General features: G+C 72.6%; 11 protein-coding genes. 7 read left to right on the top strand and 4 right to left on the bottom strand.

The genetic code is table 11. The features are described from left to right. Positions 1-221: 221 nt before the first annotated feature. A complete protein-coding gene (locus OG917_RS14950) occupies positions 222-1,610 on the top strand; it encodes a transcriptional regulator (RefSeq protein ID WP_328318096.1) in 1,389 nt (462 codons plus the stop codon). Between the two features lie 325 nt (positions 1,611-1,935). Continuing rightward, positions 1,936-3,621 carry a hypothetical protein gene (locus OG917_RS14945; protein ID WP_328318094.1) on the top strand — a complete coding sequence of 562 codons (1,686 nt, stop codon included), beginning with the start codon at positions 1,936-1,938 and terminating at the stop codon, positions 3,619-3,621. 50 nt (positions 3,622-3,671) lie between these two features. On the opposite strand, the gene OG917_RS14940 is transcribed toward OG917_RS14945, so the two are convergent. Next, a complete protein-coding gene (locus tag OG917_RS14940) occupies positions 3,672-4,961 on the bottom strand; it encodes an ABC transporter substrate-binding protein (protein WP_328318093.1) in 1,290 nt (429 codons plus the stop codon). A 170-nt stretch (positions 4,962-5,131) separates the two neighbouring features. Between OG917_RS14940 and OG917_RS14935 the strand changes: the two genes are divergently transcribed. Both OG917_RS14935 and purU read left to right on the top strand, forming a co-directional pair. Then, complete coding sequence (locus OG917_RS14935) at positions 5,132-5,578, top strand: SCO4402 family protein (RefSeq protein ID WP_328321893.1); 447 nt, start codon at positions 5,132-5,134, stop codon at positions 5,576-5,578. A 28-nt stretch (positions 5,579-5,606) separates the two neighbouring features. After that, positions 5,607-6,458: a formyltetrahydrofolate deformylase gene (gene purU / locus OG917_RS14930; RefSeq protein WP_328318092.1), complete on the top strand. Its 852-nt coding sequence runs from the start codon at positions 5,607-5,609 to the stop codon at positions 6,456-6,458. Between the two features lie 101 nt (positions 6,459-6,559). Here the strand turns inward: purU and OG917_RS14925 are convergent, their stop codons facing one another. Then, positions 6,560-7,786 carry a maleylpyruvate isomerase N-terminal domain-containing protein gene (locus tag OG917_RS14925; RefSeq protein WP_443058959.1) on the bottom strand — a complete coding sequence of 409 codons (1,227 nt, stop codon included), beginning with the start codon at positions 7,784-7,786 and terminating at the stop codon, positions 6,560-6,562. Continuing rightward, positions 7,783-8,373, bottom strand: a complete 591-nt coding sequence (locus OG917_RS14920) for a sigma-70 family RNA polymerase sigma factor (RefSeq protein ID WP_328318091.1) — start codon at positions 8,371-8,373, stop codon at positions 7,783-7,785. Before OG917_RS14920 ends, OG917_RS14925 begins: the two co-directional genes overlap by 4 nt. A 375-nt stretch (positions 8,374-8,748) precedes the next feature. Here OG917_RS14920 and OG917_RS14915 point away from each other — a divergent pair, with 375 nt between their 5' ends. Further along, entirely contained in the window at positions 8,749-9,144 is a 396-nt protein-coding gene (locus OG917_RS14915; protein WP_328318090.1) for an STAS domain-containing protein, read from the top strand. A 101-nt stretch (positions 9,145-9,245) separates the two neighbouring features. On the opposite strand, the gene OG917_RS14910 is transcribed toward OG917_RS14915, so the two are convergent. Beyond that, complete coding sequence (locus OG917_RS14910) at positions 9,246-10,775, bottom strand: class I adenylate-forming enzyme family protein (RefSeq protein ID WP_328318089.1); 1,530 nt, start codon at positions 10,773-10,775, stop codon at positions 9,246-9,248. Between the two features lie 186 nt (positions 10,776-10,961). On the opposite strand from OG917_RS14910, the gene OG917_RS14905 reads away from it, so the two are divergent. Together OG917_RS14905 and OG917_RS14900 are read left to right on the top strand one after the other, a co-directional pair. Continuing rightward, positions 10,962-12,149: an acyl-CoA dehydrogenase family protein gene (locus tag OG917_RS14905; protein WP_328318088.1), complete on the top strand. Its 1,188-nt coding sequence runs from the start codon at positions 10,962-10,964 to the stop codon at positions 12,147-12,149. Next, positions 12,149-13,054 carry an acyl-CoA dehydrogenase family protein gene (locus OG917_RS14900; protein WP_328318087.1) on the top strand — a complete coding sequence of 302 codons (906 nt, stop codon included), beginning with the start codon at positions 12,149-12,151 and terminating at the stop codon, positions 13,052-13,054. The genes OG917_RS14905 and OG917_RS14900 overlap by 1 nt, the downstream gene beginning before the upstream one ends. Positions 13,055-13,397: the final 343 nt, after the last annotated feature.

Genomic DNA, 13,397 nt, shown 5'->3' with positions numbered 1-13,397 from the left:
ATCAACACGGCGGGTTCCGCGGCAGCTTGGCGGCATGTGGGGCGCATGGAGGCATGGGTGGGGGCGCGCGGGCGAATGCACCCCCGGGAGCGGGTATCCCTCACCGGGGCGGAAGGAGAATGCCGGGATTACTCCCGTCTTTCACCGCATTCTCCCGACATTTCCCGGGCAGTGATCAACCCGACCGGATCAGTGATCGCCGCACGTCTCAGGGGGTATTCATGGCCGCCAGGCCGCTCGTCGCCCGTCAGCCCAATGAACGGTTGCAGGCACTCATCCAGGAGGCCGGCTGTTCCAACGCCGGTCTCGCCCGACGCGTGAACATGGTGGGGGCGGAGCGCGGCGTCGATCTCCGCTACGACAAGACGTCCGTCGCGCGATGGCTGCGCGGGCAGCAGCCGCGCGGCCGGGCGCCGGGCATCATCGCCGAGGCGCTTGGCCGCAAGCTCGCCCGTACGGTCACGATCGACGAGATCGGGATGGCCGACGGGAAGAACCTGGCCTCCGGGGTCGGGCTGCAGTTCTCGCCGACGGTGCTCGGCGCGATCGAGCAGGTCTGTGAGCTGTGGCGCAGTGACGTGGGGCGCCGTGACTTCCTCTCCGGCTCCTCGGTCGCGGCCTCGGCTCTGGTCGAGCCGAGCAGGGACTGGCTGATCACCGGTGCGGACGCGCAGGTGGCACGGGCCGCGGGCGCGCGGGTCGGGCCGTCCGACGTCGAGGCGGTGCGGGCGACGACCGCCGCGCTCACCGAGCTCGACCACCGGTTCGGCAGCGGCCATGTGCGGCCGATCGTCGTCCACTACCTGAACAGCGTGGTGTCCGGGCTGCTGGCCGGTTCGTACCGCGACGGGGTGGGCCGTGAGCTCTTCGGCGCAGTCGCCAGACTGACCGAGCTCGCCGGGTACATGGCGGTCGACACCGGTCAGCCGGGGCTCGCCCAGCGGTACTACATCCAGGCCCTGCGGCTGGCGCAGGCCGCGGGGGACCGCGGCTACGGGGGCTATGTGCTGGCCGCCTCGATGAGTCATCTCGCCGCTGAGCTCGGCACGCCGCGTGAGATCGCGCAGCTGGCGCGGGCGGCGCAGGAGGGAGCCCGCGGCCGGGTCACCCCGCGCGCCGAGTCGATGTTCTACGCGGCGGAGGCGCGCGGCCATGCGCTGATGGGCGACGCCCGCACGGCGGAGGCGGTGGCGGGCAAGGCCCTGGCGGCGATGGACCGCGCGGAGTGCGGCACGGACGCGGGCGACGACCCGCAGTGGATCGCCCACTTCGACGGCGCGTACCTCGCCGACGAGCTGGCGCACTGCCACCGTGACCTGGGCCAGGGAGCGGCGGGCGCAGGCCGCGCCGAGGAGGCTCTGGCGGGCCTTCCTGAGACGAAGGCGCGCCGCCGGGGGATCGGGCTGGTCCTGCTGGCCACGGCGCAGCTCCAGCAGCGTGAGGTGGAGGAGGCCTGCCGGACGGGGGCCCGCGCGGTGGAGCTGCTGGGGACAGTGCGGTCGGGCCGGGGCTCGGACTACCTGGACGACTTGCGGGGGCGGTTGGAGCCGTTCGCGGAGGTGCCGGCGGTCCGGGAGCTGGGGGCGCGGATGGAGGTCCAGGCGGCGTAGCCCCCGCGAGGCGGGGAGAGGGCGGGAGAGGGCGGGACGGCGCTGCCGTGCTCGGCGGGCAGCGCCGCCCGCTCCCGCCCGCTCCCGCTCCCGCCCCGCCCGCTCCCGCCCCGCCCGCTCCCGCATGCGGGACAACTCGCCTGCTGCAGGGGCGAGAACAAGCCACTCGGCCGCGCGCACAGGCGTCCAGCGCCCCAAGTACAGCGCCGGGCGCCCCGCATGTGTTACATCGCACACCCCCAGCCCCTGCCCCGTGGCAGACGGCTCGGTTCACCCGGTAGCGTGAACCGACGATTCCGTAGGTCCACGTGCAGTAGGAGTCCCGGTGACGCAGAACGGACAGGGCGACGAGCCGCAGCTTCCCGCTGTACGGCCCGCGCACGAAGGTGTCGTACTGCCGTCCGACGGGAGCGGGCCGTACATCCCGGAGGTCGCGGGCGAGCACGCGATTCCCGCGGGTGGCCAGCCGTGGGGTCAGCCCTGGGGGCCGCCGGACGACGGCCGGCCGCAGCTGCCCCAGCAGCAGGGGCGCGCACCGCAGCCGCCGCACATACAGCAGCAGCCCCAGCAGCACCTCCCGCAGCTTCACCAGCCGTACTACGAGCAGGCGCAGCAGGATCCCCATCACCAGCAGCCGCAGTTCCCGCAGCACATGCCGCCGGAGCAGCCGCAGCACCAGCAGCACCAGAACGCACAGCACCAGAACCAGCAGCACCAGAACCAGCAGTACCAGAACCCCCAGCAACAGCAGCAGGGCCAGTACCCGTACCAGAACCAGCAGCAGCCCGCCGCGCAGCCGCTGCCCCCGGCCGCGCAGCCGCCGTCCGGTGGGCACCGCCGCCCGCAGCACGGCGCCCCCGCTCCGCAGCCGCAGCAGCCTTCTCCGTACGCACAGCCGTTGCCCCCCGAGGCCGTTCCTGGCGCGGGCGACAGCGATGCGACGCAGTTCATCGCCCCCGTCCCCGCGCTGCCCGAGAACCCGGCGGAGGCCACCCAGTACCTCGGTCACCACCGGCAGTCCGGGCCCGCCCCGGCGGCCCCCGGGTCCGACGCGGACCCCACCCAGTTCCTGCCGCCGGTCCCCGCCGGTCCGGCCGCCCCGGCCGGTGGCCCCTACGGCATCAGACCCGGCGCCCCCGAGGACCGGCAGCCGCCCGCCGAGTTCGACAGCCTCTTCCGTACGGACAACGCGGCGGCGGGTCCGCAAGCAGCCGGTGAGACGCAGCAGTTGCCGGTCTTCGGCCAGCAGGACCCGTACGGCGGCGCGCCGCAGGGCAACGGCCCGTACGGCAGGGCCCCGCAGCAGCAACCCGCCGCCCAGCCACCGCAGTACACCCCCGAGCCGGCCTCCCGGGAGACCGCGGGGACCGGCCGGCGCAAGTCGTCCCGTACGCCGATCATCGCTGCAGTCGTGGTCGGCTGCGCCGTCGTCGGGCTCGGGGCGGGCGCGCTGCTCAGCTCGGGTGGCGATTCCGGCAAGAAGGACGACAAGCAGCCCGCAGGCGCCACATCGACCGCCGGTTCGACGGCGCCCGAAGCGGCGAAGGACCCGGCGCAGCCGCAGGCCGTCGCGCTCGACAAGCTGCTCGCCGACAGCAACAACAGCCGCTCCGCGGTGATCGCGGCCGTGGGCAACATCCGGTCCTGCCAGAGCCTGCCGCAGGCGGCGGCGGCCCTGCGGGGTGCGGCGAAGCAGCGTCACTCGCTGGTCACGCAGCTCGGCGCGCTCTCCGTCGACAAGCTGCCGGACAACGCCAGGCTGAAATCAGCCCTGACCACCGGGTGGAACGCCTCGGCGACCGCGGACGAGCAGTACGCCGCCTGGGCCCACGCGGTCGCGGCCAACAACAAGAAGGAATGCAAGCACGGTCACGCGAAGCGGACCCCCGCAGCGGGCCGCGGGGACGCGGCCAGCGGTCAGGCCACCTCGGCCAAGAAGCAGGCGTCGGACCTGTGGAACGCCATCGCGGACAAGTACAGCCTGACGCAGCGCAGGGGCGACCAGCTCTGAGGGCCGGGAGCGGCGCTCCCGCGGCGCCCCCCGTTCAGGGTCGACGTCGCTCACTCCGAGAGTGACGCCTTCTCCAGGGTCGGGCCCACATCCACCGGGTCCTTCCGCAGCGCCACCAGCCGCCCGCCGCGCACCACTTGGTACGTCACCCGGCGGTTGACCAGCCGGGGGAAGTCCCGTGACGCCAGCATGTCCTGGAAGCGCCACTGCAGGGTGGGAGTGAGCCCGCCGGTCCGCACCGCGAAGCCGCCGTCGAGCGCGCGGGTCAGGTCGTCCGCCGTGATGCGGTCCTTGCCGAGCGACTCGATGACCTCCCGCAGCGCCGTGTACGCGATCCAGGTGGTCTCCGCGCCGGCGTCCGCCGGATCGATCCTGTTGTCGTCGAAGGCGTACGTGTCGATCACGTCGCGCATCGGCTGCCAGCGCGGGTCACCCGCCACCGGGTACCAGCCGGTGACGTAGGCGCCCTCGTACGGGCCGTCCTTGCCGCCCGTGCTGTCGACCAGCCCCTGTCCGACGCTGCCCAGCACGGAGGCGATCCGTACCTGCCCGCCGGTCCCCTGCTGCCGCCGGAACGAGTCGACGAAGGTCTGCGTACGTCCGCCGAGCACCGCGCTCACACACCCGGGGCCCGCCCCGCTGCCGGCGGACGGTGTGCCCGTCCCGGCGCCCACGGCCCTGAGCGCGGCGGCGGCCTGCGCGCCGTACTCGCCCGCGTCCTCGGTGGTGCGGATGTCCGTGGCCGGGGGCCGTCCGCTCTCCGCGAGGCCGGTGTCGAGGAGGATCGGCAGCTCGTCGCCGTCGACGGTCTCGGGCCTGACCAGCGCGACCCGGCCGCACTCCCCGGCGAGCTGCCGCCCGCTGCCCGCGAGCAGCGCCGCCTGGCCGCCGTTGACCGGGTAGGAGAGCGCGGAGCGGAACTCCTCGGCGGAGACGCCGTATCCGCCGATGTACGGGATGCCCGCCGCTTCGAGCGGCGGCATGAACGACTGGCCGTAGAGGCTGTACGAGCCGACGACCGCGACCGCGCCCTCCTTGACCGCCCGCTCGGCGCAGGCCCCGGCGCCGATCAGGTCGTTGTGGTCGTTGCAGGTGAGGACGCGGAGCCGGTGGCCGCCGATACCGCCCCGGGCGTTGACCCAGCGGGCGTAGGCGGCGGCCATGGCGGGCATTCCAGGCATGTCGGTCGCGCGGGTGGACTCGGGCGCCCAGGTCATGACGGTGACGGTGCTCCTGGAGCCGCCGGCCCCGCCGGGAAGCGCCCCGCAGCCGGCGAGGGAGGAGGCCCCGACGGTCGTGCAGAGCGCGAGGACGGAGAGGGAGCGTCGCCAACCGGTCATGGACAGCGACCCTGCCGCCCCACGGGTAACGCGGCGGTGGTCGGGTGTTGACGCTGGGTGATCGCAGGGTGAATTACGGGGGTCCGGAAGGCTCCGCCCGCAGGGAACGTACGATCGAAATCGTGCAAGGTTCCCCGAACGCTTCCCGCTCCGGCCGTCGCTCCACCACCATGGACGGCATGCCGTTGACTGACATGCCGTGGTGGCGCTGGCGCGCCAATGTGCGCTCCGCGCTGCATATGCTCTCCGATCCGGCCTTCCACCAGGAGTGCTGGCTGGCGGGCCGCCCGGAGTACGGGGACGTCACCGACGCCGTGTACCGGCTGGTCGAGGACACCTGGCTCGACAACTGGTCCGCCGAGAAGTACGTCGGGACGGTCTTCCGGGACTCCGGGGAGGCCGCGCTGGTGGATGTGGCCGTGCTGCGCGTGCTGCGCATCATGCACCAGGTCGGTGCGGATGCTCCCGTATCGGTCTATATGGAACATCACGGCTGGCCGGAGGCCGTACGGGCCGCGCGTGAGGCCCATGTGCGGCTGGCGGCTGCGGACGCCGACGATCCGGATGTGCCGCCGCGCACCCTGGAAGTGCTCCGCATCGTGACCAGGGCGGCCTGACGGCGGCCGGTTGTGGCACCCTGCTGTCATGACCGACCAGTACGTCCTCACGCTCTCCTGCCCGGACAAACAGGGCATTGTGCATGCCGTGTCGAGCTATCTGTTCATCACGGGATGCAACATCGAGGACAGCCAGCAGTTCGGGGACCGGGACACCGGGCTCTTCTTCATGCGGGTGCACTTCGCCGCGGAGCAGCCGGTCTCCCTGGAGAAGCTGCGCGCCAGCTTCTCCGCGGTCGGTGACGCCTTCCAGATGGACTGGCAGCTGCACCGCGCCGAGGACCGGATGCGGATCGTCCTGATGGTCAGCAAATTCGGCCACTGCCTGAACGACCTGCTCTTCCGCTCCCGTACGGGGGCGCTGCCCGTCGAGATCGCCGCTGTGGTCTCCAACCACCCGGACTTCGCCGAGCTCGTCGGTTCGTACGGGATCCCCTTCCACCACATCCCGGTGACCAAGGACAACAAGGCGGCGGCCGAGGCCGAGCTGCTCGACCTGGTCCGCAGGGAGAACGTCGAGCTGGTGGTGCTCGCCCGCTATATGCAGGTCATCTCCGACGACCTCTGCAAGGCGCTGAACGGCCGGATCATCAACATCCACCACTCCTTCCTGCCGAGCTTCAAGGGCGCCAAGCCGTACCACCAGGCGCATGCGCGCGGCGTCAAGGTGATCGGGGCCACGGCGCACTACGTGACGGCCGACCTCGACGAGGGGCCGATCATCGAGCAGGAGGTCGAGCGGGTGGGCCACGAGGTCACCCCTGACCAGCTGGTCGCGATCGGGCGTGACGTGGAGTGCCAGGCGCTCGCACGGGCGGTGAAGTGGCACGCGGAGCACCGGATCCTGCTGAACGGGCGCCGCACGGTGGTGTTCACGTAGCAGCAGGACACCCTCCGGAGCTGTACCCGGTCAGGCGGCGCCGTGCGGGTCCGGCGGCGCCGCGCGGAGTACCGGCGCCGATGATGTGCGTGGCCTCCGCGTCACATCCGGCTCAGCGATGCGGCGGCGAACAGCACGTCCCGGATCGCCTCGCGGTCGCCCTCCTGCCCGGCGACCGCCTCCTCCGGCTCCACATGCCCGGCCGCCAGCCGGCAGAACTCCACGCCGTCCAGCGCGACATGCGCCACCGCGTGGTCCGGGGAGCCCCTCACGGCCGTGGAGTCCAGCGGGATGTACCAGTCGCCGCCGCCCGCGCCCTCGATCTCAAGCCGCAGTGACCTGCCCGGCGCGCCGTCCCTGCCCGGTGGGCGGGGCGGGCTCGCCAGGCCGGAGCGGCGGCGGCCCGCCAGGGTGGCGGGCAGCATCCGGGCGGCCAGGTCGATCATGAGGTTGAGATGGGCCGAGGCCGGCGGGTCGTACGGATAGTCCACGGCGTCGGCGATATCACCCGCGTGCACCCAGCACTCGAAGGCCCGGTCCAGGAGCGAGTCGCGCAGCGGCAGGCTGAACTCCCCGTACGGCACGGAGATCCCGGGGAGGTCCTGGCCCGCGAAGGAGACCGTGCGCAGCAGGGTGTGGCTCCGCTCGCGCCACGGCTCGCGGATCGTACGGGTCGGGGGAGTGTCGAGCGCCCGCCAGTACTGCCGGGTGCGTTCCGTGGGGGAGTGCGACGGCGGCTCGCCGCCCGGGACGTCGGCCGACCCGTCGTCCAGGCCGAGCGCGGTCGAGACCAGTCCGTCGACGGTCAGCAGATGCCCGATGACCCCGGCGACGGTGGTCCGGTGGGCGGTGGCGTGCTCGTCCTCGTACCACTTCAGCCGTACCGGGGCGTGCCACTCGGCGTCGCCGAAGTCGTTCAGCAGGGCGTCCAGCCTGGCGGTCTCCGCGTCGTACGGCGCGGCCCACTCCGGGACCGGGATCCGGGCCGGCCGGCGGCCGAGGCAGCCCTGGAGCACCCGGGACCGCAGCATCGGGTCCAGGTCGAGGCTCCGCTCGGTGTGCAGCAGCGCCACGGCGTCGCGCAGCCGCAGCCCCTCGTCCGCACAGGGCGCGCAGTCGGTGAGGTGGTCCTCGACCGCCTCGGTCTCCTCGGGGGAGCAGGCCGACAGCGCCCAGGCGCCGAGCAGCGACTTCAGGACCTTGTGCGAGAGCTCCAGCGGCGGCGCGGGAAGGAAGGCCAGGTCGTCGGCGGCCCCGCGCGGTCCCGGTATCCGGGCCGGGAGCTCCTCGTCGGGAGGTCCGGCCGGTTCCCCGGCGGGCCCCGTCACAGGGCACGGCCGTATCCGGGCGGCGAAGCCCCTTCGGGGGTCCGGGTGTTGGCCGTGGAGAGCAGCTGGAGCCCCAGCCGGAGCCGCCGTCGCGCCTCGTCCTCGGTGACCCCGAGGTCGGCGGCGGTCTGCCGGTAGTCCCTGCGCTGGAAGTACGCGAGCTCCAGCGCGGCGCGCAGCGGCGCGGGCATGGAGGTCACGATGTAGTCGGCGCGGGCCGCCGCAGAGGCCCTGCGCACCTTCTGCTCCAGCTTCTCGGCCTCCGCCGTGGTGCTCTCGCCCCGGGCGGCCAGCGACGCCGTCTCCGACTGGCGCAGCCGCTCGACGGCCTGGCGGTGGGCGAGCGTGGCCACCCAGGAGCGCATGGAGCCGTGTTTGGGCTCGTACTCCTCCGGGTTCTCCCAGACGTGCGCGAAGACCTCACGGGTGATGCGGTCGGCGGACTCGTCGTCGTCCAGCACGCGGTGGGCCAGGCTGTGCACCAGGGAGGCGAGCCGGTCGTACAGCTCCCCCAGCGCGGCTGCCTCACCCCTCGTGAGCCGCTGCTGCATCCTGCGGTCCCACCGGGGTGGCGTGTCCTTCGGCATCAGACCCCCAAACCCCACACATCTGCCCCTCGTTCTTTCGACAGTAGCCGGAGGGCCCGTCGAGTGCGCCTCTTTGCCCCAAGTGCGCCCCCGGAGCGCCGACGGGTGGTAGGGGGAATCCACCCCTCTTCACCGCTGGTCGCGCCCCTGGTGCAGCCGTCGATCGCCCTTCCCCTGCCGCCGGTCCCGCCCCCGGGCCGGCCGTTGGGCGGCCCCTTCCGAGGGGGAATAAATATGATCTTTTCTGTCCGAAAACACCGGGCGTTTATGGTGGGGAAGGTGTTTCATGGGGGGCCAGTGGGGCAGCCGCCTGAGTGGAACGCAAACTTCCGGATTTTTCGGACCGGCAGACCGACAGCGGAGAGGTCCAGTCCCGTGATGCTGAACGTGATCGAAGCCGAACGCGGTGCATGGCTCGTCCTGCGCATATCGGGCGAGATGGACCTGGTGAGTTCCCCCGAGGTCAGGCAGCGGGTGCACGACGCGGTGGCCGTGGGCTGCCACGACGTGGTGCTCGACCTCTCGGACGTGGTGTTCTGCGACTCCAGCGGTGTCGGCGTCCTGATCGCGGCCCGCAGACTGATGCGCTCCTGCCAGGGACGGCTGAGGCTGATCCTGCCCGGCGACGGCGAGGTGGACGGCATGTCCGGCCAGGGCGGCGCCGCGCATGTGAACAAGGTGCTGGGCGCGCTGGGTGTCCGGCGGCTCTTCGAGGTGTACGCGGACGTGTACGAGGCCACGGCGGACGACGCCCAGCCGATCTCGGCGTAGCCGCGGGGCGGGCCCGGGTGCGACCGCGTGCCGCCGGCGGGCTTCGCCCGCGCCGGCGGTGATCCGCGGGGCCGGTCACAGGGTCCGGGGCCGGGGACGGCTCACCCGTACAGCTCCCGGAGCTTGTACTTGAGCACCTTCCGCAGTGCCTCGTTGCGCGGCAGGGCGTCCACCACCTCCAGCTGCTCCGGCAGCTTGTGCACGGAGAGGCCCTCGCCGCGCAGGAACGCCGACACGGCGGCCAGGGTCGGCTCCCCGGCTCCCGGCCGCCGTTCGACCACCGCGCACACCCGCTCGCCGCGCTCCTCGTCCGGGAGCCCGACGACCGCGGCGTCCGCCACCGCCGGGTGCTGGTGCAGCAGGTCTTCTATCTCCTTGGCGGAGATGTTCTCGCCCTTGCGGATGATGATGTCCTTCATCCGCCCGGTCAGTACCAGATGGCCGCTCTCCTTGAGATGGCCCACATCGCCGGTGACCAGGAAGCCCTCGGTGTCGAAGGAGTCCGCGCCCTGGGCCGGGTCCGTGTACCCCTGGCAGACCGCCTCGCCCCGCAGCCGGATCTCGCCGTCGACCCCGGCCGGCACCGGTGTGCCCGTCGCGTCCACGATGCGGATCTCCATCCCGGCCGGTGGACGGCCCTCCGTGGTGGCGAGGTTCTCGGCCGTGTCGTCGGGGGCGCCCATCGTGATCATCGGTACCTCGGTCATGCCGTAGCCGTGGGTGAGCCGGACGCCCATCTCCCGTACCACCGCGTGGTAGATCTCCGGCGGCTTCGGGGCGCCGCCCCCGGCCAGCAGCCGCAGGGTCGGGACCAGCCGCTGCCCGGGTACCTTGCGCTGCTCGGTGAGGAACATCGAGTAGAACGCGGTGGAGCCGCCCGCGACCGTCACTCCGTGCCTGCGGTACTCCGGCAGCGCCGTTTCCATCGCGAAGTGCTCGAAGAGCACGGCCGGAAAGCCGTAGAGGAGCAGCATCACCACGTAGTCGGGGCCGCCGATGTGCGCGAACGGAAAGGCCACCGAGCCGATGTCGTCCGCCGTGAGGTGCAGGGCGTGGGCCAGGCAGGAGCCGCCCGCGATCAGCGAGCGGTCGGTGTGCAGCACGCCCTTGGGGTCCGACGTGGTGCCAGACGTCCAGTAGATCCAGCGGACGGCGTTGCCGTCGGCGGGCGGTGGCGGGAGTACGGCCGGGTCGCCGTCCGGGAGGGTGTCGTACGCCTCGAAGACGCCCCGGGCGCCGAGCCGTCCGGCCATGGCTGTGTGGTCGTGGCCGCGCCAGCTGCCCGGTACGGCGAAGAAGCCGGCCCGGGACTCGCGGAGCGCGAAGCCTACTTCCCGGTCCCGGTAGTACGGGATCACCGGGGACTGGACGGCGCCGAGCCTGGCCAGGGCGAACGAGAGCAGCACGGTCTCGATCCGGGTGGGCAGCTGCCAGGCGACCACGCTGCCCGGCCGCACCCCCATCCCGTACAGGCCGGCCGCGGTGCGCTCGGCGCCGTCCCGCAGCTCTCCGAAGGTGAGGGTCCTGTCGCCCTGGAGCAGGACGGGCCGGTCCGGGGTCAGTCCGGCGCGACGGTCGACCAGTTCCCACAGCGTGCGGGACGCGCCCAGTGCGTGTGCGGTCTCGTTCATGCCTCTAACTCCCTCACCCTCGAACATAACTGACGGGTAGTCAGATCATTGCGAGAGCGTAGGACTCCGCGCCTTGTCGGTCCAGGGGGCCAGGGCTACCCTTATTTCTGACGACCCATCAGGTAATGGTCCGGACGGACGCCAGGGGAGGGGCACCATGACCGAACTGCCCGGGAGGCTCCCGTAATGGACCTCAGGGACACGGCGGACGAGGAGGCCTTCAGGGGGCGGCTGAAGGAGTGGCTCGCGAAGGCCCTTCCGGCGCTGCCGCCCGCACCGGACCCGCTGGACTGGCCGGGGCGGCGCGCGTACGACACGGCGTGGCAGCGGATGCTGTACGACGCCGGGTACGCGGGGCTGCACTGGCCGGCCGACGCGGGCGGGCGGGGTGCCACCCCGGCCCAGCATCTGATCTTCCTGGAGGAGACGGAGCGGGCCGGGGCGCCGTACGTGGGGGCCAACTTCGTCGGGCTGCTGCACGCGGGCCCGACGATCGCCGCCGAAGGGACGGCCGGGCAGCGGGCCCGCTGGCTGCCGCCGGTGCTGCGCGGGGACGAGATCTGGTGCCAGGGGTTCAGTGAACCCGGCGCGGGGTCGGACCTGGCGTCCCTGCGGACCAGGGCGGTCCGCGACGGCGATCACTATGTGGTCAGCGGATCCAAGATATGGACCTCGCACGCCGAGGTCGCCGACTGGTGCGAGCTGCTGGTCCGCACGGAACCGGTCGGCGGCGCGGTGCCCAAGCACCGCGGGATCACCTGGCTGGCGATGCGGATGGACGCCCCCGGTGTGACCGTGAGGCCGTTGCGGACGCTCGCCGGGTCCACCGAGTTCGCCGAGATGTTTCTCGACGAGGTGCGGATCCCGGTCTCCGACCGGGTCGGCGCGGAGAACGACGGCTGGCGCGTGACGATGGTGACCCTCTCCTTCGAGCGCGGCACGGCCTTCGTCGGTGAGGTCGTCGCCTGCCGGCGCACCCTCGGCGCACTCGCCCGTACGGCGCGGGGCGACGGGCGCTGGGCGGCGGACCCGGCGCTGCGCCGCAGGCTGGGCCGGCTCGGCGCCGAGTTCGGCGCGCTGTGGCGGCTCACCCAGTGGAACGTCAGCGAGGCGCAGGGCGGCGCGGGCGGGAAGGGCGGGGGATTCGGTGTGCCGGGTGTCGGCGGCTCGGTCTTCAAGCTCCGCTACTCGCAGGCCCGGCAGGAGCTGTACGAGGCGGCTGCCGACGTCCTGGGCCCAGACGCCCTCGACCTCGCGCACCCCTGGATCCAGGACCGGCTCTCCTCGCTCTCGTACACGATCGCCGCGGGCACCTCGCAGATCCAGCAGAACATCGTCGCCGAGCGAATCCTCGGCCTCCCCAAGGAGCGCTGATGGAGTTCCGGCTCACCGACGACCAACTGGCCCTGCGCACCGGCTTCCGCGCCCTGCTGGCCGGCCGTTTCGGGCCGGAGGCGCTACGGGCCGCCGTCGGGCGGCCGGGCCTCGACCGCGCTCTGTGGCGGGAGCTGGGCGAGGCCGGGCTCTTCTCGCTCCGGCTGCCGGAGGAGGCGGGCGGGGCCGGGCTCGGACTGCCCGAGGCCGTCCTCGTCTTCGAGGAGGCGGGGCGGGCGCTGCTGCCGGGACCGCTGGTCGCCACCCATCTCGCCGCAGGCAGCGTGCCGGGCGCCGACACGGGGCGGACGGTCGTCGCGGCGTCGGACGGCGCCCTGGTGGAGTGGCTCGCGGAGGCCGACGAAGTGGTGGGGGAGCCGGTGGACGCCCGGCCCGTGAGGTCGGTGGACCCGCTGACACCGCTGCACCGTGTCCACGGGCAACGGTTCCCGCGCCCCGCTGCCGTCCTGCTCACCGCGGCCCTTCAACTCGGCAGCGCGGCCCGCACCACCGAACTGGCCGTCGATCACGCGCGGCAGAGGGAGCAGTTCGGCCGCCCCATCGGCTCCTTCCAGGCCGTCAAGCACCTCTGCGCCCAGATGCTCGTACGGACGGAGGTCGCCAGGGCGGCGGTGTACGCGGCATCGGTGACCTGCGAAGCGAACGGGGGCGGACCGGGCGGGGACGGGGCGGACGGGGGCGGGCCGGACGCGGAGACCGCCGGGGCCAAGCTGCTGGCAGACGAAGCGGCCGTCCGGAACGCCCGGGACTGCCTCCAGGTACACGGAGGAATGGGATTCACCTGGGAGTCAGATGTTCATCTCCATCTGAAGCGGGCCTGGGTGCGGGCCGGGCAGTGGATCACCGGGGCCGAGGCGGAGGAGCTGATCGCCGCCGCACTGTGAGGGTCACCGGAGCGTCACCGAGCGTCGATACCGGGTTGTGTCCTTCGACAGGGCCGTCACGGGCCGGAGTCGGCGCCCCGCTCCGGTACGCTCCGGGGAATGCGAATGACCGTGTTGTGCGGATGCTCCGTTGGCACCTCAGAGGTGACAGCGGGTCGGGGAATGCGCGCCGTTCGCACCGTACGTGGGTGCGAGAAGGGCCCTCGTTCGACTGACCGCGACAGGCGTCGCACAGTATGCACCACGCCTACTCCTTCGCGCTGGAATATGCCCGAAGCGCTTGTTGCGGTGACTGTACGTCAACCATGCTGTCTCCCACGGGAATCACGGTCCGTGATCCCTG

It is taken from the genome of Streptomyces sp. NBC_00388 (assembly GCF_036061255.1).
In the GTDB taxonomy this organism is placed as follows: Bacteria; Actinomycetota; Actinomycetes; order Streptomycetales; family Streptomycetaceae; genus Streptomyces.
This window is presented reverse-complemented; position numbering and strand designations above follow the sequence as displayed.